At 74.7% G+C, this 23,089-nt stretch carries 16 protein-coding genes; 10 read left to right on the top strand and 6 right to left on the bottom strand.

Annotation, left to right across the window (positions count from 1 at the left end; translation table 11 throughout):
* Nucleotides 1–58 precede the first annotated feature (58 nt).
* Nucleotides 59–7,426, bottom strand: coding sequence for a CHAT domain-containing protein (locus AC27IY_RS39275; protein WP_487181105.1), 7,368 nt, complete (start codon nucleotides 7,424–7,426; stop codon nucleotides 59–61).
* A gap of 129 nt (nucleotides 7,427–7,555) precedes the next feature.
* Here AC27IY_RS39275 and AC27IY_RS39270 point away from each other — a divergent pair, with 129 nt between their 5' ends.
* Nucleotides 7,556–7,957 (top strand): nitroreductase family deazaflavin-dependent oxidoreductase, encoded by a 402-nt coding sequence (locus tag AC27IY_RS39270; protein WP_344218277.1) that lies wholly within the window; start codon nucleotides 7,556–7,558, stop codon nucleotides 7,955–7,957.
* A 45-nt stretch (nucleotides 7,958–8,002) separates the two neighbouring features.
* On the opposite strand, the gene glgA is transcribed toward AC27IY_RS39270, so the two are convergent.
* The gene (gene glgA, locus AC27IY_RS39265) at nucleotides 8,003–9,169 is read right to left on the bottom strand and encodes a glycogen synthase (RefSeq protein ID WP_487181104.1); all 1,167 of its coding nucleotides are present in this window, start codon (nucleotides 9,167–9,169) and stop codon (nucleotides 8,003–8,005) included.
* A gap of 159 nt (nucleotides 9,170–9,328) precedes the next feature.
* Here glgA and glgC point away from each other — a divergent pair, with 159 nt between their 5' ends.
* Nucleotides 9,329–10,564, top strand: coding sequence for a glucose-1-phosphate adenylyltransferase (gene glgC / locus AC27IY_RS39260; protein WP_329574602.1), 1,236 nt, complete (start codon nucleotides 9,329–9,331; stop codon nucleotides 10,562–10,564).
* A gap of 72 nt (nucleotides 10,565–10,636) precedes the next feature.
* On the opposite strand, the gene AC27IY_RS39255 is transcribed toward glgC, so the two are convergent.
* Complete coding sequence (locus tag AC27IY_RS39255; protein ID WP_487181103.1) at nucleotides 10,637–11,413, bottom strand: hypothetical protein; 777 nt, start codon at nucleotides 11,411–11,413, stop codon at nucleotides 10,637–10,639.
* Nucleotides 11,414–11,754: 341 nt separating this feature from the next.
* The gene (locus tag AC27IY_RS39250; protein ID WP_487181102.1) at nucleotides 11,755–13,872 is read right to left on the bottom strand and encodes an alpha/beta hydrolase-fold protein; all 2,118 of its coding nucleotides are present in this window, start codon (nucleotides 13,870–13,872) and stop codon (nucleotides 11,755–11,757) included.
* A 189-nt stretch (nucleotides 13,873–14,061) separates the two neighbouring features.
* Here AC27IY_RS39250 and AC27IY_RS39245 point away from each other — a divergent pair, with 189 nt between their 5' ends.
* Nucleotides 14,062–14,334, top strand: a complete 273-nt coding sequence (locus tag AC27IY_RS39245) for a GlsB/YeaQ/YmgE family stress response membrane protein (protein ID WP_344218286.1) — start codon at nucleotides 14,062–14,064, stop codon at nucleotides 14,332–14,334.
* An 84-nt stretch (nucleotides 14,335–14,418) separates the two neighbouring features.
* Here AC27IY_RS39245 and AC27IY_RS39240 read toward each other — a convergent pair whose 3' ends face one another.
* Entirely contained in the window at nucleotides 14,419–15,414 is a 996-nt protein-coding gene (locus tag AC27IY_RS39240; protein ID WP_487181101.1) for a sporulation protein, read from the bottom strand.
* Nucleotides 15,415–15,665: 251 nt separating this feature from the next.
* Between AC27IY_RS39240 and AC27IY_RS39235 the strand changes: the two genes are divergently transcribed.
* On the top strand, nucleotides 15,666–16,244 hold the full coding sequence (locus AC27IY_RS39235; RefSeq protein ID WP_371251776.1) for an Rv1733c family protein: 579 nt from the start codon (nucleotides 15,666–15,668) through the stop codon (nucleotides 16,242–16,244).
* 69 nt (nucleotides 16,245–16,313) lie between these two features.
* Here the strand turns inward: AC27IY_RS39235 and AC27IY_RS39230 are convergent, their stop codons facing one another.
* The gene (locus AC27IY_RS39230; protein ID WP_487181099.1) at nucleotides 16,314–17,969 is read right to left on the bottom strand and encodes an IclR family transcriptional regulator domain-containing protein; all 1,656 of its coding nucleotides are present in this window, start codon (nucleotides 17,967–17,969) and stop codon (nucleotides 16,314–16,316) included.
* Nucleotides 17,970–18,088: 119 nt separating this feature from the next.
* On the opposite strand from AC27IY_RS39230, the gene AC27IY_RS39225 reads away from it, so the two are divergent.
* Genes AC27IY_RS39225 through pcaB form a run of 6 tightly spaced genes read left to right on the top strand, consistent with a single transcriptional unit; the run spans nucleotide 18,089 to nucleotide 23,087 of the window.
* Nucleotides 18,089–18,841: a CoA transferase subunit A gene (locus tag AC27IY_RS39225; protein ID WP_364444911.1), complete on the top strand. Its 753-nt coding sequence runs from the start codon at nucleotides 18,089–18,091 to the stop codon at nucleotides 18,839–18,841.
* The gene (locus AC27IY_RS39220; RefSeq protein ID WP_487181098.1) at nucleotides 18,838–19,467 is read left to right on the top strand and encodes a CoA transferase subunit B; all 630 of its coding nucleotides are present in this window, start codon (nucleotides 18,838–18,840) and stop codon (nucleotides 19,465–19,467) included. The genes AC27IY_RS39225 and AC27IY_RS39220 overlap by 4 nt, the downstream gene beginning before the upstream one ends.
* A complete protein-coding gene (locus tag AC27IY_RS39215; protein ID WP_487181097.1) occupies nucleotides 19,464–20,609 on the top strand; it encodes a thiolase family protein in 1,146 nt (381 codons plus the stop codon). Before AC27IY_RS39220 ends, AC27IY_RS39215 begins: the two co-directional genes overlap by 4 nt.
* Nucleotides 20,610–20,615: 6 nt before the next feature.
* Nucleotides 20,616–21,368, top strand: a complete 753-nt coding sequence (gene pcaH / locus AC27IY_RS39210; RefSeq protein ID WP_449945662.1) for a protocatechuate 3,4-dioxygenase subunit beta — start codon at nucleotides 20,616–20,618, stop codon at nucleotides 21,366–21,368.
* The gene (gene pcaG / locus AC27IY_RS39205; RefSeq protein WP_423450559.1) at nucleotides 21,365–21,895 is read left to right on the top strand and encodes a protocatechuate 3,4-dioxygenase subunit alpha; all 531 of its coding nucleotides are present in this window, start codon (nucleotides 21,365–21,367) and stop codon (nucleotides 21,893–21,895) included. The genes pcaH and pcaG overlap by 4 nt, the downstream gene beginning before the upstream one ends.
* On the top strand, nucleotides 21,882–23,087 hold the full coding sequence (gene pcaB, locus AC27IY_RS39200; RefSeq protein WP_487181096.1) for a 3-carboxy-cis,cis-muconate cycloisomerase: 1,206 nt from the start codon (nucleotides 21,882–21,884) through the stop codon (nucleotides 23,085–23,087). The genes pcaG and pcaB overlap by 14 nt, the downstream gene beginning before the upstream one ends.
* The last annotated feature ends 2 nt before the right edge of the window (nucleotides 23,088–23,089 follow it).

The raw sequence follows: 23,089 nt of genomic DNA, 5'->3' as shown, positions 1-23,089 counted from the left end.
CGGGCCGGCAGCAGGCCGGCTGCGCGCGTCATCGCAGCCAGGAGCAGGTGCGTGCGCGTCAGTGGGGCAGGCCGAGCAGCACGTACGGCGCCCAGAGCTCGGGCTCGGTGGCCCCGTACAGTTCGCGTAGCGCCAGCACCTCATCGCGCAGCGCCTGGGCGGGGTCGGCGCCCGCTCGCGTACGGGCGTGCAGGTCGCGTAGGAGCGCTCGCGTGATCTCGGCGGCGGGCGGCCACAGGGTGAGGAGCACGGCGCGGGCGCCCGCGTGCAGGAACGCCTGCCCGAGCGCCGCAAGCCCGTCACCCGCGCCGGGGCCGCCCGCGCAGCCGGTGAGGACGACGAGGCGGGCCCGTACGCGCAGGCTCATGAGCCGCCTGGCGGTCAGCACCCCGTCGGCCAGCCGCACACCCGCGCCCAGCGGGTCGCGCGGATCGCTCACCACGGCGGCGGCCAGGTCCACGACGTCCCAGCTCCCGGCCAGGTGAGCGGAGGTGGCGGCGCGGCCGGTGCGCGGCTCGGCGCCGAGCAGGGCGGCGGTCCCGGCGTCCGCCTCCGTGCCGTGAGCCATCACCAACGACGGACCGCCCGCGCGGACCGGGACGTCGCGGGCCAGCCGGGCCAGGACGGCGGCGGAAGGGGCGTACGTCACCGGGCAGCGCTCGATCAGCGGCGGGCCGCCATCGGGGGCGAGGGCGTGCAGCGGCACGCGGTGCAGCTCGCGGTGCGGCAGCAGGTGCAGCATGGACAGGTCGTCACCGAGCTCCCGGAGCGCGTCCCCCAGCAGCAGGTCCGCCAGGCGGCGCCACAGGTCGAGCCGGCGCCTGCGGGCGGCGAGGTCGAGCAGCCCGGGACGCCCGCCGTCGATCCCGGCCACGAACTCGGCCACCAGCGCCGCATCGGCGGCGGACCCGAACGCGCGTGGCTCGGCCCAGCCGGTGCGGTGCGCGAGCACGGTGACACCGCCCGCGCCCACGTGGAACCCGAGAAGCCCGGCCGGCTCGCCCCGCGCGACCAGCGCGTCCAGCTCGGCTCCCGTCAGCGGGGCGGCCCGCCGCGCGGCCACGTGCCCGGGAGCGAGGGGCTCCAGATGCCGCCACGACGTCGTCTCCAGCTCCTCACGTACGGCGTGGGCGCGACGCACGAGCGCGGCGGCCCGGACGGGATCCCGGGCACGCCCGGCCGCCGCCATCAGGGCCCGGGCCCGGCCGAGGTCGCGCTCCTCGCGCTCCAGCAACTCCGGGGGGACGCCGGGCGGCGCCGGCCACCGCCCGTCGCCCAGTTGCCCGGCCAGCGACCGTGCCTTGACCTGCTCGGCCCGCGCCCACGCCGCCCCGCCACGACCCAGGCGTACGGCGAGGGAGACGGCACGGTCGAGCACGCCCCCCTGCCCGTCCCGACCAGAACGCGATGAGCTGGCGAAGGGGGTGGAGTGGGGCGCGGCGGGCGCTGGGCCGGCGGCGGGGGCGGGGTGGGGCGTGGCAGGCACCGAGCCACTGAAGGGGAGCAGGTCGGGCGTGCCAGGTACTGGGCCGGCGAAAGGGGCTAGGTCAGGCGGGGTGGGCACCGAGTCGCCGAAGGGGGCGGGGTGGGGCGTGGCGGGGGCCAGGCCGGCGGAAGGGGCGAGGCGGGTGCTGGTGGGCGTCAGGGTGGCGAGGTCGGAGGCGTGTTCGGCGTCCGTGAGGGCGGCGGCGGGGTCGCCGAGCTGGGTGGCCGCGTCCGCTCGGCGTTCGAGGGCGAACACCAACGCCGGGTCGTGCCCCAGGTCCTCCAGCAGTTCGACGGACCGGGACAGCCGCTCGTGCGCCCGGCCCGGGTCGCCGGCGGCGAGGTCCAGCGCGCCGAGAGCGGCCAGCGCGAGCCCCTCCCCGCCGCCGAACCCGATCCGTCGCGCCAGGCCGGCCGCCTCCTCCAACTGGTCGGCGGCAGCCGGTGAGGACGCCGCAGCGAGACCAGAGGACGACGCCGACGCCGACGGCAGGGTGCCGAGGGCGATCAGGGTAAGGACCGTGCCCCGGTCGTCGCCCGTCTCGCGGTGGACGGCCAGCGCGCGTTCCAGCAGAGGACCGGCCTGGGCCGGCTCGCCACACAGGACGTGTACGAGGGCCAGGTCGGCACAGTCGTCCCCGAGGCCCGTCCGCTCGGTCAGCTCCTCGCGGAGCGTGATGGCGTCCCGGTAGCGGGCGGCTGCGGCGTCCAGCTCGCCGAGCTCGAGGTGCAGGGAGGCGCGGCCGGACAGCAGAGGGGCGCGAAGGGCGCGCCAGGCCGGAGCCGTCGTGAGCGTCAGGCCCTCGTCGTACGCGCGGGCGGCGTCCGTCCAGCGGGCCTGGTCGGCGAGGGCGCGAGCCAGCGCAATCAGGGCGTGGACCAGGGGCGCGGGGAGGGCCGGGCCGGCGTCGTCGCGGGCCAGTTGTACGGCGCGGGTCAGATGGCCGATGGCCTCGTCGGGACGGCCGAGGGCGTGCGCGGCGGCCCCCAGGTTGCGCAGGTGCTCGATCCGACGGGCGTCGCGCAGCTCGCAGCCCTCGGCGGCGTAGCTGTAGGCGGCGGTGAGGTCGCCGAGGGCCAGGCAGTACGGGGACAGCTTGGCGAGAAGGTGGGAACGATCCTGTGGAAGGAGCGGGGCGGCGGCACCGTAGTCGTCGTCGCCCCAGCCGGGCGGGCGGCCCAGCCTGTCCTCATGCCGCCGGGGGTCGCCGGCGGGAGCTTCGGGGCGGGCCTGGGCCAGGGCCTGCTCGGCCATGGCGCGGGCCAGCGGGAGATCGCCCGTGGACTCGGCCTCCTCCAGACGTAGCCACGTCTCCAGGCGTTCGGCGGCGGCCGGGCCGATCGCCTGCACGCGGTCGCGGCCGGCCCGGAGAGTGGTGACGGCCTCGGCCAGGGTGGCCCGGCCGTGCGCGAGGTCGCCGAGAGCGAGCTGAACGGCGGCCACCCGGGCGAGGACGTCCGCGTCCAGCCCGCCCGACGCCGCCATGGCCGCCACGATCTCGAACGGCGCCGCCCCCGCCCACCGGGCCTCCTGTCCGGAGGGCGATGAGGCAGACGGCTGGGAGGTGGGCTCCTGTCTGGGCGGCGATGGGGGGAGAGGCGGTGGCGCGGGAGGCGACGGGTCGGACGGCGATCCGGTGAAAGGCGCCCCGGTGGAGGACGACCCAGTGGACGACGGCCAAGTGGGAGACGACCCGACGGAGGACGCCCCGGTGGTAGGCGGCCAGGTGGCCGGCAACCCGACGGGGGACGACCCGGAGGAGGACGACCCGGAGGAGGACGACCCGGAGGAGGACGACCCGGAGGAGGACGACCCGGAGGAGGACGACCCGGAGGAGGACGACCCGGAGGAGGACGACCCGGAGGAGGACGACCCGGAGGAGGACGACCCGGAGGAGGACGACCCGGAGGAGGACGACCCGGAGGAGGACGACCCGGAGGAGGACGACCCGGAGGAGGACGACCCGGAGGAGGACGACCCGGAGGAGGGTTGGAGGGAGGGGGTGAGGGTGGTGAGGCCGGATTCCAAGGCCGTGCGGGCGCGGCGGTGTTCGCCGCGTTCCTCCAAGGCGAAGCCGAGCCGGAGGGAGGCGAGGGCGGCGAGGTGGGGCTGGGCGGCGGTGCGGAAGCCGGTGACCGCCTGTTCCAGGGCGTCGATCTGGGCGGGCAGGTCGCCGAGGCGGGCGGCGAGCGAGGCCAGGCGGTCCCGTACGACGGCTTCCTTCAGCGGGTCGGCGGCGGCCAGGCCGAGGGCGGCGCGCAGGCGTTCCCCGGCGGCCAGGAACTCCCCCAGGCGTTCGTCCAGGACCGCCCGGTGCAGGGTGGCGAGGAAGAGGGCGTTCAGGTCGCCGTCGGAGGCGGCCAGGTCGAGGGCGCGGTCCAGCTCCGTGGCCGCGTCCTCCGGCAGGTCGAGGGCGGACAGGGCGGCGGCGCGCATGGTCAGGGCCGTCGCCTCCTTGCCGGGGGCGCGCAGCCGGGCGAACGCCTCGGCCGCCGCCCCGAACTCCTCCAGCGCCCGCCCGGCCTCCCCCTGCCCGTAGGCGAGCGCGCCGAGGTTGTAGCGGACGGCAGCCGAGCCGTCCAGGTGCCCGATCGCCTGGTACTCCTGCTCGGCCAGCTCGAAGGCCGCCCGCGCCGCCGCCGGGTCGCCGGTGGCGCGGCGGCGCTGGGCGATGCGGTACCACTCGTCGGCGGGCTCGCGCCGACTGCCCCGGCGTCGTACGACCTCGACCAGGCGGGCCTCGCACGCGGCGGCCCGCTCGTGGTGCCCGCGTACGGACAGCAGGACGGCGTGCGCGTCCAGCGCGCGGCAGGCGTCCTCCCAGGCGCCGGTGGCCTCCAGCTCGATGGCGCAGGCGGCGATGCGTTCCCCGGCGGCGGTGAGGTCGCCCTGGTCGACGGCGGCACGGGCGGCCGGGACCAGCACCAGGGCCGCCTCCCTCGACTCCCCCAACGCCAGGTACAGCTCGCGGGCGCGGGCCGCGCAGGCCAGGGCGGCGGCGGGGTCCGCGGCGGCCAGGTACGCCTCGGCGGCCCGCAGCTGGTGGGCCGCCTCGCCGGCGCTCAGCCCGGCTCCCGCGCACAGGGCGATCGCCCGCAGGTGCTGCTCGACGGCCCCCTCGGGGTCGCCCGCGCGCAGCAGGACGGCGCCCAGGTGGCCCAGTTGCTCCGCCTCGGCCGGGATGTCGCCGAGCGTGCGGTGGACGGCGGCGGCTCGTTCGAACGCCTCGGCGGCGCGGGCGGGGTCGTTCAGGTGGTCGTGGTTGACGCCCTGGAGGGACAGGGCGTGCGCGGTACGGGCCCGGTCGCCCTCCTCGTCGAAGGCGGCGGCGGCGCGGGCGAGCACGGCGCCGGCGGTGCGGCGGCGACCGGCGCCGGCCAGCCGGAGCCCGGTCTCCAGGAGGAACGCGCCACGGCCGGCGTCCCCATGCGGGCCGGGGGCGCTCGCCGTGGGGTGGCGTTCGGCGTACGCGAGGAGTTTGAGCGTCAGGGACTCGTCGGACGTCTGGAGGGCGAGGTCGGCAGCGGCCCTGGCGAGGTGTTCGTCGACGGGCAGCCGGGCGGGGTCGGTGAGCAGGACGTCGAGCTGCGCCAGCAGGTCGGGGTCGCCGTCCCTGGCGAGGGCCAGGGCCTCGCCGAGGTCGCGCGGGTCGCCGCCGTGGGAGAAGCGGGCGAGCAGGGCGCGGGAGAGCAGGCGGTGGGCGGGGGTCTGGTCGCGGGAGCTCTTCACGGCCAGCTCGGCGGCCTGGCGGGCGGTCAGCACCGCGCCGTCGAGGTCCTCCGCGCGGTACGGCGCGACGGCCTGGCGGGCGGTCGGCACCGCGCCGTCGAGGCCCTCGGCACGGTGCGGCGCGGCGTCCTGGTGGGTGGCGCGCCAGCGGAGCAGCTCGGAGAGCAGCGTGTACGCCTCCAGCCGCGCCGTCAGCCGGTCGCCGGTGGCCAGGGACTCGCGCAGGGCGGCGATCGCCTCGGCGGCGGTGGACGGGGTGAGCCGGAGGCGCAGGGCGCGGGCGAGCAGGAGCAGCGCGTCGGGGCGGGCCGGGTCGTCCACGGCGTGGGCGGCCAGGGCGGTACGGGCGGCGGTTACCGGGGCGGCGGGGTCGCCCCCTGTGGTCAGGGTGCGTTCGAGGATGGTGGCGGCGAGGTCGGTGAGGAGCCTCGGGCGGTCGGGGTGGCCGGGCGGGACCTCCCGGGTGGCCTCGCGGAGGGTTTCGACGGCGACGTCGAGGTCCTGCTGCGCGCCGGTCGCCTCGTAGCGGCGCCGGCGCCGCTCACCGAGCAGGGCGAGGCGGGCGAGCGGGTCCGCGGAGAGCCGCCGGGCCAGCTCGAAGGTGGCGCGGTACGCGACCCGCTCGCCGGTGAGGGGTAGGGGGGCGGCGGGAGAAGCGTTCGATGAGGGGACGGGTGGCAGGGCCCCGCTCTGGCCGGCGTCCCGGACGACAGGCTGCGGGGCCTCCCCTCGGTGGACGTCCCCCGCGACGGGCGGCAGGCCCCCGTCCCGGTCGGCTTCCCTGACAACGGGCGGCAGCGCCCCGCCCTGGCCGGCCTCCCGGACGACGGACGGCAGGCCCCCAACCTGGCCGGCCTCCCCGACGACGGACGACAGGCCCCCAACCTGGCCGGCCTCCCCGACGACGGACGGCAACGCCACGCCCTGGCCGGCCTCCCCGACGACGGACGGCAACGCCCCGCCCTGGCCGGCCTCCCGGACGACGGACGGCAACGCCCCGCTCTGGTCGACGTGCCGGACGACGGGCGGCAGGGCCTCGCCCCGGTCGACGTCCCGGTCGACGTCCCGGGTGGCGGGTGGCAGGGGCGCGCCCTGGTCGGCGTCCCCGATGGCGGGACCACCGGGTGCGGCGGGCCCGCCTGTGGTGTCGGGGCCGTCCGTGGCGTCGGGATCAGCCGAGGAGGCGGGGCCGTCCCAGGTCGCGGTGCCGGGCGGGAAGTCCGCAGCGGGGGCGGGGAGCCCGAGGGCCTGGAACATCTCGTGGCCGGCCTCCAGCGACCGTTCGTCCCCCGTCACCACGTACCACTCGACCAGCCCCACCGCGTACGGCCCCAGCACCCCGGGATGCGCCCACCGCTCGTGCCAGAAGTCGAGCGCGCACTGCCCCACCCGGATGAAGGCGAGCAGGTCGTCGTCCAGGCAGGAGCGGGCGGCGCGGGCCTGGGCGAGGCCGACGAGGCTGAGCAGCGCGCGGGAGCGTTCGCGGGTGCCGGGCTCGGACTCGGCGGCCGACAGGTACGCCCGTACCAGGTCCTCGTCGTCGGGCACGGCCAGGGCGAGCGCGGCGGCCAGCTCCGCCAGGTGGGCGGCCTCGCCGGGGGCGGCGAGCGCGGCCCGGAACAGCACGTGCACGGCGTCGTCGAGCAGCTCCCGCTCCCCCGTCCGCCCGTGCAGCCGGACGAGCCCGCCACCGAGCAGGGCCAGCGCGCCGGGCGCCCAGGACGGGTCGGCGGAGCGCATGGCCTGCTGGAGCAGCAGCTCGCCGAGCCGGTCGGCGGCGTCGGCGGTGAGCTGGGCGGCGGCCCGCCCGACGAGGGCGTGCACGAGCAGCCCGACGTGCCGGTACGCCGCCGGGTCCACGTGCCTGAACACCTCCTCGACGAGCCCCGCCCAGGTGCCGGCCGCGTCGGCGGACGGCACGTGGGCCCCGCGCAGCTTCTCCGGCAGCCGCGCGGGGTCGAGCACGGCCACGGCGGCGAAGAAGGCTCCCGCGACGGCGGCGTCCTGGCTGGTACGCGGGTCGAGGCGGTACCGGGCGAGGTGGAGCACGCCGATCAGCCGCCAGGTGGCGGCGTCGGAGCGGTCGCCGGCGCAGGCCAGCATCGCCTGCTCGGCCTCGATCAGCGCCGCGGGATCCCAGATCAGCTCGGGATCCGCGGCCTGCTCGAACCGCTCGATGCGGGCGGCCAGCGTCTCGGCCGGATCGGTCATGGGCACAGGCTCTCACCGGCGCGCCCGTGCGTACAGTTCGGGGCGGGGCCCGCGCTGTGCGGGGGCAACTCTTCGTACAGACGCCGGGGGCGGCGGTGCAGGGTTCTTGCTGGTGGGTAGGTCGCGGGCATGCTCTATGGCAAGGAACATGTCCGGCGTTATCAGGAGACCGACGGCGCGGAGGGGCACGACTGGAACAACACCACCGTCCTGCTGCTGACCACGAAGGGCCGCAACTCGGGCCGGCCGTACACCACACCGCTGATCTACCAGCGCCACGGCGACGTCTACCTGGTCGTGGCCTCGTACGGCGGCGCGCCCGACGACCCGCAGTGGTTCAAGAACCTGCGGGCGGACCCCGAGGTCGAGGTGCAGGTGAAGGGCGAGAGGTTCGCGGCGCGGGCCCGCCCGGCCCGGCCCGAGGAGAGGCCGGAGATGTGGCGGGTCATGACGGCGACGTGGCCGCAGTACGACGAGTACCAGGAGAAGACCGACCGGGAGATCCCGATCGTCGTCCTGGAACGCGCCTGAGGTGACCTCGCGGGCGGGAGCGGACCGCCCCGCCCGCGACGCGCGTCACAGCGTGGCGTAGAGCTCCATGGTGCGGTGGGCGATGCGCTCCCACGAGAAGTGCTCCACCGCCCGTGCCCGTCCCGCGAGACCCATGGCACGGGCCCGTGCGGGGTCGCGCAGCAGCGTGTTGACCCGCTCGGCCAGGTCGGCGGCGAAGCGGTCGGGGTCGTGCGGGGTGCCGTCGCGCTCCTGCGAGACGGGCACGAGCAGGCCGGTCTCGCCGTCGGCCACGACCTCGGGGATGCCGCCGGTGGCCGTCGCGACGACGGCGGTCTCGCAGGCCATCGCCTCCAGGTTGACGATGCCCATGGGCTCGTAGACCGACGGGCACACGAACACCGCGGCGTGCGTGAGAAGCTGGATGACCTGCGGCTTCGGCAGCATCTCCTGGATCCAGTGGACGCCGTCGCGGTCGAGGTCGCGGACGAGCCCGCTCACCTCTGCGGCGATCTCGGGGGTGTCGGGCGCGCCTGCGCAGAGCACGAGCTGGGCGTCGGGGTCGAACGAGCGCGCCGCGTGCAGCAGGTGGACCAGGCCCTTCTGGCGGGTGATGCGACCGACGAAGATGACGTACGGGCGGTCGGGGTCGATGCCGTGCCGGGCGAGGACGTCGGTGCCGGGGTCGGGGGCGTACTCGGCGGTGTCGATGCCGTTGTGGATGACGGTGACCTTCTCCGGCGCGATCTCGGGGTAGGCGGCCAGCACGTCGCGGCGCATGCCGGCCGAGACCGCGATGACGGCGTCCGCGGCGGCCAGGGCGGTGCGCTCGGCCCAGGAGGAGATCGTGTAGCCGCCGCCGAGTTGCTCGGCCTTCCACGGCCGCAGCGGCTCCAGGCTGTGCGTGGTGATGACGTGGGGGACGCCGTGCAGGAGTTTCGCGACATGCCCGGCAAAGTTGGCGTACCAGGTATGGGAGTGGACGATGTCGGCTCCCTCGCAGGCCGCGGCCATCTCCAGGTCGACGCCGAGCACCTGCAGGGCCGCGTTGGCCTTCTCCAGCCCGCCCGGCACCCGGTATGCCGAGACGCCCGGTTCGGCACGGTCCGCGCCGAAACAGCGCACCCGTACGTCGGCCAGCGGACGCAGCTCCCGCGCGAGGTATTCCATGTGCACCCCGGCGCCGCCGTACACCTCGGGCGGATACTCCCGGCTGAGTAGATCAACACGCATAGAGACGACCTTACGATCAACGCGACCATGGGGACACAACCGGCGAGCCCGGGCTCGGCGACCCCCGCCGGGCCCGCAAACGGCAAATCGGGACACGAGGGAAGTTAGCCGCGCCGGGATTCGTCGATAGAACGGCCATTTGAGGGTAGCGTCTCGGGCATGAGGTCCCGGAGGGTGCTTGCGGTCGTGCTGGCAGGTGGAGAGGGTAAGAGGCTCATGCCGCTCACGGCGGATCGAGCCAAACCAGCGGTGCCGTTCGGGGGGATATATCGGCTCGTAGACTTCGTGCTGTCGAATCTGGCGAACGGCGGCTTCCTGAAGATCGTCGTGTTGACCCAGTACAAGAACCACAGCCTCGACCGGCACGTCTCGCGCACCTGGCGGCTGTCGGCGATGCTCGGCAACTACGTGACGCCCGTGCCCGCGCAGCAGCGGCTCGGCCCGCGGTGGTTCTCCGGCTCGGCCGACGCGCTGTTCCAGAACCTCAATCTCATCTACGACGAGATGCCCGAGCACGTGATCGTGTTCGGCGCGGACCACATCTACCGGATGGATCCGCGGCAGATGGTCGAGCAGCACGAGGACTCCGGCGCGGACGTGACCGTGGCCGCGATCCGGCAGCCGCTGGCGCTGGCCGACCAGTTCGGCGTCATCGAGACCGACCCCGAGGGGCGCAGGATCGTCGCGTTCAGGGAGAAGCCGAAGGACGCGGTGGGGCTCGCCGACTCCCCCGACGAGGTCTACGCCTCGATGGGCAACTACGTGTTCAAGACGCAGTCGATGATCGACGCGCTGCGCGAGGACGCGCTCGACCCGACCAGCAAGCACGACCTGGGCGGCAACATCATCCCGATGCTGGTCAAGTCGGGCGGCGCCGACGTCTACGACTTCAAGAACAACATCGTCCCCGGCTCGACGGAGCGCGACCGCGGCTACTGGCGTGACGTGGGGACGCTGGACGCCTACTACGAGGCCCACATGGACCTCATCTCGGCGCATCCGGTGTTCAACCTGTACAACGACAAGTGGCCGATCTTCACCGGCCACGACCCGCTGCCGCCGGCCAAGTTCGTCCACAACGAGGGCGACCGGGTGGGGCGGGCCATCGACTCGCTGGTCTCACCCGGCGTGATCGTCTCGGGCGGCACCGCCGTACGGTCGGTCCTGTCGCCGAAGGTGGTGCTCCACTCGCACTCGCTGGTGGAGGACTCCGTGCTGATGGAGAACGTCAAGATCGGTCGGGGCGCGATCGTGCGCAAGGCGATCATCGACAAGAACGTGGTGATCCCCGACGGCGCGCGGATCGGGTTCGACCTCGACTACGACCGTACGCGCTTCGCCCTCACGCGCGGCGGCGTCGTGGTCATCGGCAAGAACGAGATCGTGGACCGCTGAGCGGCGGGTCGCACAGGGAGAGGTCCCGGGGGCGCTGATACGGCCCCGGGACCGGCCCGCTCCAGAAAGTCTCTAGTGACGGTCGTGCTTGGCGGCCTCGTAGCGGTAACCGTTGGCGCCCCAGGTGCGGCCGTGGTCGTCGGGCTCGATCCAGCCCCAGCCGCGGCCCCGGTCGCGGCCGTCCTTGTCGTCCCCGTAGGACGCCTTGTTGAAGTCGCCGTCGAACCCGTGGTCGTAGGCGTCGTCCTCGGACCCGCCCTTGAACCCACGGTGGAACCCACGGTCGGACTTGTCGTCGAACCCGCCGTCGGACCTGCCCTTGAACCCGCGGTCGAACCCACGGTCGAACCCGCGGTCGGACTTGTCGTCGAACCCGCGGTCGAACCGGTCCTTGAACCCGCGGTGGAACCCGTCATCGGAGTCGCGGCCGGACTCACGGTCGGATTCGTGCTCGGACCTGCGGTCGGACCCACGGTCGGATTCGTGGTGGTACCCGCGGTCGGATTCGTGGTGGGACCCGCGGTCGGATTCGTGGTGGGACCCGCGGTCGGATTCGTGGTGGGACCCGCGGTCGGACCGGTCGTCGGCCTCGTCGTCGTCAGAGTCGGAATCGTCGTCGGACCTGCCCCAGCCGTCGTGGTGGTGCCGGTCGTCGTGGTTCTGGCAGGACTTGGACTCCCGGCTCGTGAACCAGATGCGCTCAGCTTCGGCGTCGATGCCGAATGAGTGGGTCTTGTCGCTGGAGCCGAGGTCGCAGCGCTCGTCGGCGTTCGCCGGGCCGGCCATGCCGACGAGCGCGACGGCGGCGGCGAGCACGCCGCCGGCGGCTATGAGGTTACCTTTCACCATTTCTCCCTGTGATCACGATGTGACATCGCTTGTTCACTCTAAGTAGTCAAGGGCGATACGGCGGGTAACGCCACGCGGTGACCTGTGATCACCCATTTGGGCCTTGATGCCGCACCCGTACCCGAACCTGAACCTCAGCGTGCAGGCCGGTCCTGGCCCTGAATGCAGGCCCTGACGGTGGCCAGGTTCGCGCCGCCGGTCGAGCCCGCGTCATAGGAGCGGGTGCGGACGTGAGAGTCGGACTCCTTGTGCCACGGCCGGCGCGGCCCCGGCCGTGGCACTACGTCGTCCTGGTGCTCAGCTTTCTCTTTCGACTTCGTGGGCGAGCCGCTGGTGACGTTCTAGGACGGCAGGCCGGTCTCCGGGGCGACCGTGGCGAGGAAGACGTCCCCGTTGCCGGGACCGCCGGGGCCGTAGGTGAGGCCGGAGACCGCCACCTGGCCGGACGGCGTCGGCGCGGCGTACAGGTTCGGCTCGGCGAACGGGTCCACGGCGTCGTCCCTGGCCGAGCCGAACTGGGCGGCGGCGCGCTGCCCGCCCTTGGCGTCGAGCCGGAGGGTCAGCACGTCGGCGCCGCCCGCCTGGACGCCCACCCGGCCCCGCGTGTGGCCCACGACCTCGACCTCGCCGCCGGGCAGCGCGGCCACGGCGGCCCCCTCGTCGGCGGACGGGGTGGCGAGGGTGTGGGTCCAGCGCCGCTTGCCGCGGGCGTCGTAGGCCGCGGTGTGGGCGTCCCCGTCCACGGCGCCCGTCGCGACGGCCAGGCCGCCGGTGGTGACGGTCACCGCGTTCAGCCGGTCGTCGCCGTCGCCGCCCGCGGTCGTGGCCCACTTACGGGTCCCGTCGGCGGTGCCGAACGCGGCCAGCCAGCCGTCGAGGCCGCCGAGCGCGCTCGTGCCGGGCAGGGCGGCGGTGGCGCTGCCCGTGACGTACAGGTTCGCGGCGTCCGCGGCCACGCCGTACGCCTTGTCCTCGCCGGGGCCGCCGTACTGGCGTAGCCAGGCCAGCTCGCCCGACGGGGTGAGCCGGGCCACGAGGGCGTCCTTGTCGCCGGCGTTGCGGCCGTCGAGGTCGCCCTTGGTGTAGCCGGCCACGTACGCGCCGCCGTCGGGCGCGGCGGCCAGGCCGTAGAGCCGGTCGGCGGCGTCCGGCGCGCCGAACTGGGTGATCCAGCGGACCGCGCCGTCCGGGCCGAGCCGGACCACGAACGCGTCGTCGGCCGTGTTGCCGGGATGCCGGCCGTCGAGGTCGCCCTTGGTGTAGCCGGCGGCCAGCACGCCGCCGTCGGGCAGCGCCGCGACCCCGTACAGGCGCTCGTCGGCGGCCGTGCCGAGCTGCCGGGTCCAGCCGTTCGCGCCGGTACGGGTGATGACCGCGTCGAGGCGGCCGGCGTGCGGCTGGCCGGCTACGGGCCCGCCGGCCGCGTACCCGACCGTGAGCGAGCCGTCGGCGTGGGCGGCGACGCCGCCGGCCCAGTCGGTGGCGGCGGTGCCGTGCAGCGGGGCGGGCAGCCCGGCGGGCGGCGTCACGCTGAGACCCGGGCCCAGCTCGGCCATGGCCTGCTCGAAGGCGGGCGTCCAGACCGTCCAGTCGTGGCCGCCGTCCAGGACGCGGAGCTGGGCGGAGACGGCGGGCGAGCGGCGGGCGGCGTTGTAGAGCGCGGCGGACTCGAAGTCGAGGTCGTGGCGGGCGTCGGCGGGGTCGGGGTTGGCGTACTCGTCGTCGCCGACGGCCACGAACATCCGCACCGGCAGGTCGGGGTCCAGCTTCGGCAGCAGGGCCGGGTAGTTGAGCTCGCGGTAGACGTCGTCGGAGAACTTCGCCGCGCCCTCGCCGAAGGCGCCGTAGTCCCGGGCTGAGGAGTCGCCGGGCGGCAGCGGGGTGTAGACGGCGGGGCTGAGGACGGCGGCGGCGCTGAAGACGTCCTGGTGGGCGAGGGCGAAGCGGAGCGCGCCCGCGCCGCCCATCGAGTAGCCGCCGACCAGCCGGGCCTCGCGGATCGGCGCGGTGCGGTAGGTGGCGTCCACGTGCTCGACCAAATCGTGCGCGAGCGCGGTCTCCACCTTGCGCCCGGGCAGGTCGGAGCCGGTGTAGCGGGAGTCGGTGTACCAGCTTCCGCGCTCGCTCCACGGGGCGTCCGGCATGACGGCGATGACCGGCGGGATGCGCTTGGTCCTGATCAGGTCGTCGAGCACGGTCTTGACGCGGGTCCACGCCTGCATGGTGTCGCCGCGGCCGTGGAGCAGGTAGAGGACGGGGTGGCGGGCGCCGCCCCGGTCGTAGCCGGCGGGCAGGTAGGCGGTGTAGGCGACGGCCTCCCCGCCGAGGGCCGGCGAGGGGGCCGAGCCAGTGGTGAGCGTGCCGCCCGCCCGCGTCTCCGTCTCGCCCGGCGGGGCGAGGAGGGTGAACGTGGTGAGAGCGGCCAGCGCGGCGGCGCCGATCCAGCGAGGCAGGGGCATGGAGCACTTCCGAGGGGAGCCGTAAACGTTTACAGTACGCACCTTGCGGTGTGTTGGGAGAGTTTCCTGGGGTGGGGGGTGCCGTGTCAACAGCTCCCGGGCGGACGGGGCGCGGTGGCGGGCACCCGGAGCACCGGTTCGTTCGTTGTCGGGATGGCCGTCGATCGTCGTCTCTTCTGGAGTCGCACCATGGAAATCACCGGCATCATCTCCGGCCTGATCATCGGCATCGTCATCGGCGCTCTCGGGCGGCTCGTCGTGCCCGGACGCCAGCGCATCCCGATCTGGCTCACCATCCTCATCGGCGTGGTCGCGGCCCTCATCGGGACCGCCATCGCCGCCGCGCTCGGCGTCGCCGACACCAGCGGCATCGACTGGATCGAGCTGCTGATCCAGGTGGCGCTGGCGGCGCTCGGCGTCTCGCTCACCGCCGGCCTGTACGTCAAGCGCCGCCGCGAGTGAGCCGACAGGCGGCCCGGGGCACATCCCCGCGGCCGCCCGTCCCACTCCGCTCAGACCTCGGCCTGGCCTAGGCCCGGCGCGGGGTCACCACTCGTCGTCGCCGCCCTCGTCGTCGTCCTCGAAGACCTCTTCGATGATCTCGCCTGCCACCAGTCCGCCCACGACGCCGGCCGCGCCCGCGGCGACCACCGCGCCGACGCCCGGCCCGCTCCTGTGCTGGTGGTGGTGGTGGTCGTCGTGGTACGGCTGGTGGTGCGGGTCGTGGTAGCCGTGCGGGTCGTGGTAGCCGTGCGGGGCGCCGTGGTGGCCGCCGTACTCGGAGAGGCGCTGGAGCCAGCGCCCGATCTCGCCGGGCCAGTCGGTGCGCAGGGCGTCGTCATGGCTGACGGTGAAGTGGTCGATGGCGTCGCCGGAGGAGTAGCGGCCGGACCGCTTGTCGGCCTCCAGGACGACGGTCAGCCCCTCGGGGGTGGCGACGAAGGTCACCTCGACCTCGTTGATCAGGCCCTGGTACTGCGGCGGCGGGTAGAACTCGATCTCCTGGTAGAACGGCAGCCGCTGGTCCACGCCGACCAGCCGCCCGGCCTCCAGGTCCGCGGACTTGAACGAGAAGCCGAGGCCGAGGAACGCGTCCAGGATGCGCAGCTGCGACGGCAGCGGCTCGACCGCGAACGCGTCGAGGTCGCCCTTGTCGACGGCCTTGGCGATGGCGAGCTCGGTGCGCACGCCGAGCACCATGCCGCGCAGCGGCTGCCCGCCGATCTCGCTGACGGGCGCCTCCCACGGCACGGGCATGGTGAAGCCGAGCGTGCGGTCCTCGCCCTTGCGCAGCGTGAACGGCCCGGAGACCTGGAGGCGGCCGAACTCGGTGACGCCGGCGCCCTCGGAGTCGCCGTACTCGATTTCCACCCGCGCCACCAGGCCGAGCGTGACGTGCTCGATCTCGGCGTCGAAGTCGCCGCCCTTGAGCCGGACCTCGCCCTCCAGCGTGCCGCCCGGCCGCGTGCGCGACGTGGCGAGGACGGTGTCCACCGAAGGCGCGCCGACGCCGAACGCGCCCAGCATGCGTTTGAAGACCACGGCTGTTGCTCTCCCTGTCGAAGATCGGTTGATGATCACTACTTGCGCCCGCACAACGAGCGGCGTACCGGCCGAGTTCCTGAAACCCCTGCGTGCAGGGGGTTTTTGGGGGTATGGGGTGGTTCGGGATGCGGAAGAGGGCGAAGGTCCCTGGTCGGTGAGGCTTACGACACTCCCCGTACGGGCAGTTGGAGCCCACCCTTGTGGTGTCGAGGAGGTGCGCGGTGAGAGCTGCACTGGATTCCCTGAGGATGTTGACGCGCAGGTACCGATGGGATCGCAACCCGCTGCGCCGCCGTACCGATCGTCTGGAGTCCGCGCTGGTGGTGGCGGCGGTGCTGCTGGTCCTCGTGAGCGTCTGGCCGGCGGTGCTGGCGGGGAGGGCCACGTACGGGGCCGGGATGGCCGAGACCCGCGTCGGGCCGGGCGGACGGCAGCAGGTGACGGCCACCCTGCTGCGGGACGCGCCGCCGGCCAGGGCGACGTACGGCGAGATGCCGCCGCAGTTGCCGCGCACGCCGGCGCGGTGGACGGGGCCGGACGGGGCGGCGCGCACCGGTGAGGTGGCGGCTCCGGGGCTGGCGAGGAGCGGCACGGCGGTGCGGATCTGGATCGACGCCGAGGGGCGGCCGGCGACCGCGCCGAAGAAGCCGCTGGAGATCGTCATCCGGGGCGCGGGCATGGCGGTCTTCGTGGTGCTGGTGGCCGCGTTGATCGCCGTCACCGGCTTCGCGGCCGGGCGCTGGGCGCTGGACCGGCGCCGCTACCGCTCGTGGGACGCCGCCTGGGCCATCGCCGACAAGCGCGGCCACGGCCACCGGCGCGGCTGAGCCGACCCGCCGGCCCTCGGCCCCAACGGGCCTCGGCTACGGACGGCCCACGGACCCGGGCCGGGCGGATCATCGGCCGAGGCGGACCACTTCGCGCAGGTCGCCGTTCCACGCCGGGCCGTGCACGGACGCCAGGTCGGCCGCCATCCGCGCGGCCGTCTCCCGCAGCTCGGGCAGGACGTCGCGCACCAGGTCGGCGGGGGTGGCGCGGCTGGCGTGCGTGGCGACGTTGACGGCCGCGACCACCCGCCCCGAGCCGTCCCTGATGGGCACCGCCAGCGACCGCACCCCCTCCTCCAGCTCCTGGTCCACCAGGGCGTACCCGTCGGCGGCGACCTGGCGCACCACCGCCTTCAGCTCGGCGGTGGTCGCGATGGTGTGGCTGGACAGCGGCTTGACCGCGATGGCGTCCAGCCGCTCCTCCGGCAGGTCGGCGAGCAGGACCCGGCCCATGGACGTGGCGTAGGCGGGGAAGCGGGTGCCGACCGTGATGTCCACGCTCATGATCCGCCGGGTCGGGCGGCGGGCCAGGTAGACGATGTCCTCGCCGGACAGCACGGCGACCGACGCCGACTCGTGCACCCGGGCGACCAGGTCGTTGAGGTGCGGCTGCACGACAGCGCGGAAGGGCAGGCCGGACAGGTGCGCGTAGCCCAGCTCCAGCACCTTCGGCAGCAGGACGAAGCGGGTGCCGCGGGCGGCGGCGTAGCCGAGCCGTTCCAGGGTCTGGACTGCGCGGCGCACGGTCGCGCGGGGCTGGCCGGTCGTGCGGGAGGCGTCGGCGAGGGTGGCGCCGCCGGGCCGGCCGAGCGCCACCATGACGGCCAGGCCGCGGGCCAGCGACTGCAGGTAGCCGGCGCCGAGCTCCTGCTTGACCGCCCGCGACCGATCCACGCCCCCTGCCGCCGAGCCCCCACCCGAGCCGACGCCCAAGCTCCCGTCCGAGCCTCCGCCCAAGCCTCCGTCCGAGCCTCCGTCCGAGCCCCCGTCCGAGGCCTCGCCCAAGACGCCCGAGCCCTCGCCCGGGCCCTTGTCCCGGACCCCGCTGGCGGGCGGGCGGGTGAGGGCCGTCTCCATCTCGGTCACCGTCTCGCGCAGCCGGGGCAGGGCGTGCGCGCGCAGCCCGTCCGCCGTGTGCCTGCTGGTGTGGCTGACCACGCTGAGCGCCCCCACGGCCCGCCCGTCCGGGTCACGTACCGGCACCGCGACGGCCACCAGCCCCGGCTCCACGAGCTGGTCGTCCACGGCCCACGGCGCGGCCGGGTCGAGCAGCGCGAGCCCGGCCGCGCACCGGTCGGCGGGCAGCAGGTCGCCGACCCGGAAGGCCACGGACATGGTGCGCCGCCGGGTGAACTGCGCGATGAAGCGCACCCCTTCCCCGTCCGGCACGGCCAGCGACACCGACTCGTCGAGCTCCTCGGCCAGCCGCCGGGCCGCCGGCGACAGGGCGTCGCGGAGCCCGCCGCCCGCGAGGTACGCCTCCCCCAGCTCCATCAGCGGCGGCGCGAGCCGTACCTCCCGCCCGTCGAGCCGCAGGTAGCCGAGGTGGGTGAGGGTGGCGAGCACCCGGTCCACCGCGCTTCTCGCGAGCCCGGTCGCGCGGACGAGGTCGGTCGCGGCCATGGGCCGTCCCGGCTCGTCCGCCAGCACGCGCAGCACGGCTAGGCCGCGTTCCAGGGTTCCGGGTTCCAGGGTTCCGGGTTCCAGGGTTCCGGGCGCTTCCATCCGGTCACTCCTCCGGTCGAGTGAGCTCCTTTGACAGGCCACCCCTCTTTACGGATACTCGACAGCACAATAGTGGACAAAAGTTCACTATGCGAACACTCCCGGTGAATTGGAGCGTCGTGCGGAGAGACAAGGTGGTGGCCTCGGCCGAGGAGGCGCTGGCCGACGTGCGGGACGGCGCGTCGTTCGCGGTCGGCGGGTTCGGGCTGAGCGGCATCCCGAACGTGCTGATCCAGGCCCTCTACAACACCGGCGTGACCGGCATTTCCGTCGTGTCGAACAACTGCGGCGTGGACGGCGGCGGCCTCGGCGTCCTGCTGGCCGCCGGCCGCATCGCGCGGGTGACCGCCTCCTACATCGGCGACAACAAGGAGTTCGCCCGCCAGTACCTCGGCGGCGAGCTGGAGGTCGAGCTGACCCCGCAGGGCAGCCTCGCCGAGCGGCTGCGCGCGGGCGGCGCCGGCATCCCCGCCTTCTACACCCCGGCCGGGGTCGGCACGCCCGTCGCCGACGGCGGGCTGCCGCTGCGCCACAACCCGGACGGCTCGGTCGCCGTGGCCTCGCCGCCCAAGGAGGTACGCGAGTTCGACGGCCGCCCGTACGTGCTGGAGCACGGCATCACGACGGACTTCGCGCTGGTGCGCGCGGCCAAGGGCGACCGCCACGGCAACCTCGTCTTCAACAAGTCCGCGCGCAACTTCAACCCGCTGGCCGCGATGGCCGGGCGCGTCACGATCGCCGAGGTCGAGGAGCTGACCGAGCTGGACCCCGACGAGGTCCACCTGCCGGGCGTCTTCGTCCAGCGCGTCGTCGCGCTGACCCCCGAGCAGGCCGCCGACAAGGGCATCGAGAAGAGGACCACCCGATCATGAGCTGGACGCGGGACGAGATGGTGGCGCGCGCGGCGGCCGAGCTGCGCGGCGGCGACTACGTCAACCTGGGCATCGGCCTGCCGACCCGCATCCCGTCGTTCCTGCCCGACGACGTGGACGTGATCCTCCATTCGGAGAACGGCCTGCTCGGCGTCGGCCCCTACCCGTACGAGCACGAGGTCGACCCCGACCTGATCAACGCGGGCAAGGAGACGGTGACCGTACGGGAGGGGGCGTCGTTCTTCGACTCCTCGCTGTCGTTCGGGATGATCCGCGGCGGGCACATCGACGTGGCGGTGCTGGGCGCGATGCAGGTGTCGGCCACGGGCGACCTGGCCAACTGGATGGTGCCCGGCAAGCTGGTCAAGGGCATGGGCGGGGCGATGGACCTCGTGCACGGCGCGCGCAAGGTCATCGTGATCATGGATCACACGGCCAAGGACGGCTCGCCGAAGATCGTCACCAGGTGCTCGCTGCCGCTCACCGGGCAGGCGTGCGTCCACCGCGTCATCACCGACCTCGGCGTGCTCGACGTCACCGAGGACGGGCTGCGGCTGGTCGAGACCGCGCCGGGCGTGAGCGTCGAGGAGCTGCGCGAGCGTACGGAAGCCGAGGTCCTGGCATGAAGACCGTCTACGTCGTGGACGCCGTCCGCACCCCGTTCGGCCGCCACAACGGCGCGCTGGCCGGGACCCGCCCCGACGACCTGGCCGCGCACGTGGTCAGGGCCGTCGCCGAGCGCAACGGCGTCGAGGCCCCCGACGAGGTCATCCTCGGCAACGCCAACGGCGCCGGCGAGGAGAACCGGAACGTCGCCCGCATGGCCGCGCTGCTCGCCGGGCTGCCGGTGAGCACGCCGGGCGCGACCGTGAACCGGCTGTGCGGATCCGGCATGGAGGCGGTCATCCAGGCGTACCGGATGATCGCGCTCGGCGACGCGTCCACCGTGATCGCGGGCGGCGTCGAGTCGATGACCCGCGCCCCCTGGGTGCTGCCCAAGCCCGAGCGGGCCTTCCCCGCGGGCGGCACCGAGCTGGTCTCCACCACGCTCGGCTGGCGCCTGGTCAACCCGAACATGCCCGCCGAGCACACGGTGCCGCTCGGCGAGGGCGCCGAGCTCATCGCCGACAAGCACGGCATCACCCGCGAGCAGCAGGACGCCTACGCCCTGGCCAGCCACCAGAAGGCGGCCAAGGCGTCCTTCGAGCGCGAGATCGTCCCCGTCGGGGACGTGAGCAGGGACGAGGGCATCCGCGAGGACAGCTCGCTGGACAAGCTCGCCCGGCTCAAGCCGGTCTTCCGCAAGGAGGGCACGGTCACCGCGGGGAACTCCTCCCCGCTCAACGACGGCGCGGCGGCGCTGCTGCTCACCGACGAGGACGGGCTGGGCGGCCGCGAACCCCTGGCGCGGATCACCGCCGGCGCCGCCAGCGCTCTCGAACCCCGCTACTTCGGCCTCGGCCCGGTCGAGGCCGCGAACCGGGCGCTCGCCAAGGCCGGCCGCACCTTCGCCGACCTCACCACCGTCGAGCTGAACGAGGCGTTCGCCGCCCAGACGCTCGGCTGCCTGGCCGAGCTGCCCGATCTCGACCCCGCCCTGGTCAACCCCGAGGGCGGCGCGATCGCGCTCGGGCACCCGCTCGGCGCGTCCGGCGCCCGCGTCACCGGCGCCGTGGCGCACCGCCTCGCGGCGGCCGGCTCCGGCGTCGGCCTGGCCTGTCTCTGCATCGGCGTCGGCCAGGGCCTGGCCGTCGTACTGGAAAGGTAGCCCCGAATGATCCCACCCCCCTCGCAGGCCGACATCGACCGCGAGATCGCCGAGCTGCACGAGGCGCACGCCGGCGAGGAGCAGCACCAGCCGCTGCGCGACTTCGCCCCCTACCGCAGCAGCATCCTCCGCCACCCGAAGCTGCCGGCGCTCGCGGTCAAGGACCCCGAGGCGGCCGAGCTGACCGGGCCCGTGTTCGGCGTCTCCGACGTGACCGCGCTCGACTCCGACCTGACCAAGCAGCACCTCGGCGAGCCGCTCGGCGAGCGGATCACCGTGCAGGGCCGGGTGCTCGACCGCGACGGCCGGCCGGTACGCGGCCAGCTCGTCGAGGTGTGGCAGGCCAACGCCGCCGGCCGCTACCCGCACCAGCGGGACGACCACCCCGCCCCGCTCGACCCCAACTTCTCCGGAGTCGGGCGCTGCCTGACCGACGACGAGGGCCGCTACCACTTCACCACGATCAAGCCGGGGCCGTACCCGTGGCGCAACCACGTCAACGCCTGGCGGCCGGCGCACATCCACTTCTCGGTGTTCGGCACGGCGTTCACGCAGCGGCTGGTCACCCAGATGTACTTCCCGGGCGATCCGCTGTTCCCGTTCGACCCGGTGCTGCAGTCGGTGACGGACGAGCGGGCCCGGCAGCGGCTGGTGTCCGCCTACGACCACGACCTGTCCGTGCCCGAGTTCTCGCTGGGCTACCGCTGGGACATCGTCCTCGACGGCCCGGCCGCGACCTGGATGGAGGAGGGACGATGACGAAGCCGACCCCTTCGCAGACGATCGGTCCGTTCTACGGCTACGCGCTGCCGTTCCCCGGCGGCGGCGACCTCGCCACCGGCGGGATCACCGTCCAGGGGTACGTCTACGACGGCGACGGCGTGCCGGTGCCGGACGCGCTGCTGGAGTTCTGGCAGGCCGACCCGTCGGGCGACCTGCGCGGCCGGCCGGGCTCGCTGCGCCGTGACCCGGTCACCGGGGCCGTCATCGGGCGGCACGGGCTCGACTTCACGGGCTTCGGCCGGGTGCCGACCGACGCCGACGGCCGCTACGGGTTGCGTACGCTCATGCCGGGTAACGGCTACATCAGCGTGTGCGTCTTCGCCCGCGGCCTGCTGGACCACCTGTTCACCCGCGTCTACTTCGACCGCGACGCGCCCTTCCTGGACACGGTGCCGGCCGAGCGGCGGGAGACGCTGCTGGCCGTGCCTGAGCGCGAGGACTTCTACCGCTTCGACATCCATCTGCAGGGCGAGAAGGAGACGGTCTTCCTTGACTTCGGCTGACCCGGACGCCGATCTCGGCCTGCTGTCCCCCATGCGGGGCGCGGCCGGGGAGACCGGTGACGTCGCCGTGCTGCGCGCCCTGCTGGACGCCGAGGTGGCGCTGACCCGCGCCCAGGCGGCGCTCGGCCGGGCGCCGCGGGAGGCGGCCGAGGCGGTGGCGGGGGCGGCACGGGTGGCCGCGTTCGACCTGCCGGGGCTCGTGGCGCGGGCGCGTTCCGGCGGCAACCCGGTGATCCCGCTCGTGGAGGACCTGCGCGCGGCGGCCGGGCCGTACGGCGCGCACGTGCACCGGGGCGCGACCAGCCAGGACATCATGGACACCGCGCTCATGCTGGTGGCCCATCGGACGCTGGGCCCGGTGCTGGCGGACCTCGGCCGGGTGGCCGGGGACCTCGCCGGGCTGGCCGCCGCGCACCGCGACACCGTGATGGCCGCGCGGACGCTCACCCAGCAGGCGGTGCCGACGACGTTCGGGCTGAAGGCGGCGGGCTGGCGCAAGCTGGTCCTGGACGCCCGCGACCGGCTGCGCGCCGTTCGCGGCTCCCTGCCGGCGCAGCTCGGCGGGGCCGCGGGCACGCTGGCCGCCTTCCACCCCGACGCCGCCGAGGCCCCTGAGGCCTCCGAGGCCGCTGAGGCCGCCTTCCACCCCGAAGGGCCGGAGCCGGGCGAGGACCCCGGGCTGCGGCTCGCCGCCCGGTTCGCCGCCGAGCTGGGGCTGGCCGAGCCGGTGCTGCCGTGGCACGTCCTGCGCACGCCGGTGGCCGACCTCGGCGGGGCGCTGGCGTTCGCGTCGGGCGCGCTCGGCAAGCTCGCGGCCGACGTGCTCGTGCTCTCGCGCACCGAGGTGGGAGAGCTGTCCGAGGGCGTCGGCGGCGGCTCGTCGTCCATGCCGCACAAGCACAACCCGGTCCGCGCCACCATGATCGCCACCGCGGCCCGGCAGGTCCCCGCGCAGGCCGCCGTCCTGTACGGCTCGCTCGCCGCCGAGGACGAACGCCCCTCCGGCGCCTGGCACGCCGAGTGGCAGCCGCTGCGCGAGTGCCTGCGCCTGGTCGCCGGGGCGGCCCGCGACGCGGCCGAGCTGGTCGCCGGGCTGCGGGTGCACCCCGAGCGCATGCGCGCCAACCTGACCCTGTCCGGCTCCACGGGCTCCGCCCGCGCCCTGGTGGAGCGGGCTCTCAAGGAGGACTGACG

The organism is Nonomuraea sp. B208, assembly GCF_057536035.1.
This window is presented reverse-complemented; position numbering and strand designations above follow the sequence as displayed.

Bases quoted from the DNA above. Each gene is read 5' to 3' on its own strand.
- AC27IY_RS39275 (WP_487181105.1), bottom strand. From the start codon at position 7,426: ATGACCGATCCGGCCGAGACGCTGGCCGCCCGCATCGAGCGGTTCGAG.
- AC27IY_RS39270 (WP_344218277.1), top strand. From the start codon at position 7,556: ATGCTCTATGGCAAGGAACATGTCCGGCGTTATCAGGAGACCGACGGC.
- glgA (WP_487181104.1), bottom strand. From the start codon at position 9,169: ATGCGTGTTGATCTACTCAGCCGGGAGTATCCGCCCGAGGTGTACGGC.
- glgC (WP_329574602.1), top strand. From the start codon at position 9,329: ATGAGGTCCCGGAGGGTGCTTGCGGTCGTGCTGGCAGGTGGAGAGGGT.
- AC27IY_RS39255 (WP_487181103.1), bottom strand. From the start codon at position 11,413: ATGGTGAAAGGTAACCTCATAGCCGCCGGCGGCGTGCTCGCCGCCGCC.
- AC27IY_RS39250 (WP_487181102.1), bottom strand. From the start codon at position 13,872: ATGCCCCTGCCTCGCTGGATCGGCGCCGCCGCGCTGGCCGCTCTCACC.
- AC27IY_RS39245 (WP_344218286.1), top strand. From the start codon at position 14,062: ATGGAAATCACCGGCATCATCTCCGGCCTGATCATCGGCATCGTCATC.
- AC27IY_RS39235 (WP_371251776.1), top strand. From the start codon at position 15,666: ATGTTGACGCGCAGGTACCGATGGGATCGCAACCCGCTGCGCCGCCGT.
- AC27IY_RS39230 (WP_487181099.1), bottom strand. From the start codon at position 17,969: ATGGAAGCGCCCGGAACCCTGGAACCCGGAACCCTGGAACCCGGAACC.
- AC27IY_RS39220 (WP_487181098.1), top strand. From the start codon at position 18,838: ATGAGCTGGACGCGGGACGAGATGGTGGCGCGCGCGGCGGCCGAGCTG.
- AC27IY_RS39215 (WP_487181097.1), top strand. From the start codon at position 19,464: ATGAAGACCGTCTACGTCGTGGACGCCGTCCGCACCCCGTTCGGCCGC.
- pcaH (WP_449945662.1), top strand. From the start codon at position 20,616: ATGATCCCACCCCCCTCGCAGGCCGACATCGACCGCGAGATCGCCGAG.
- pcaG (WP_423450559.1), top strand. From the start codon at position 21,365: ATGACGAAGCCGACCCCTTCGCAGACGATCGGTCCGTTCTACGGCTAC.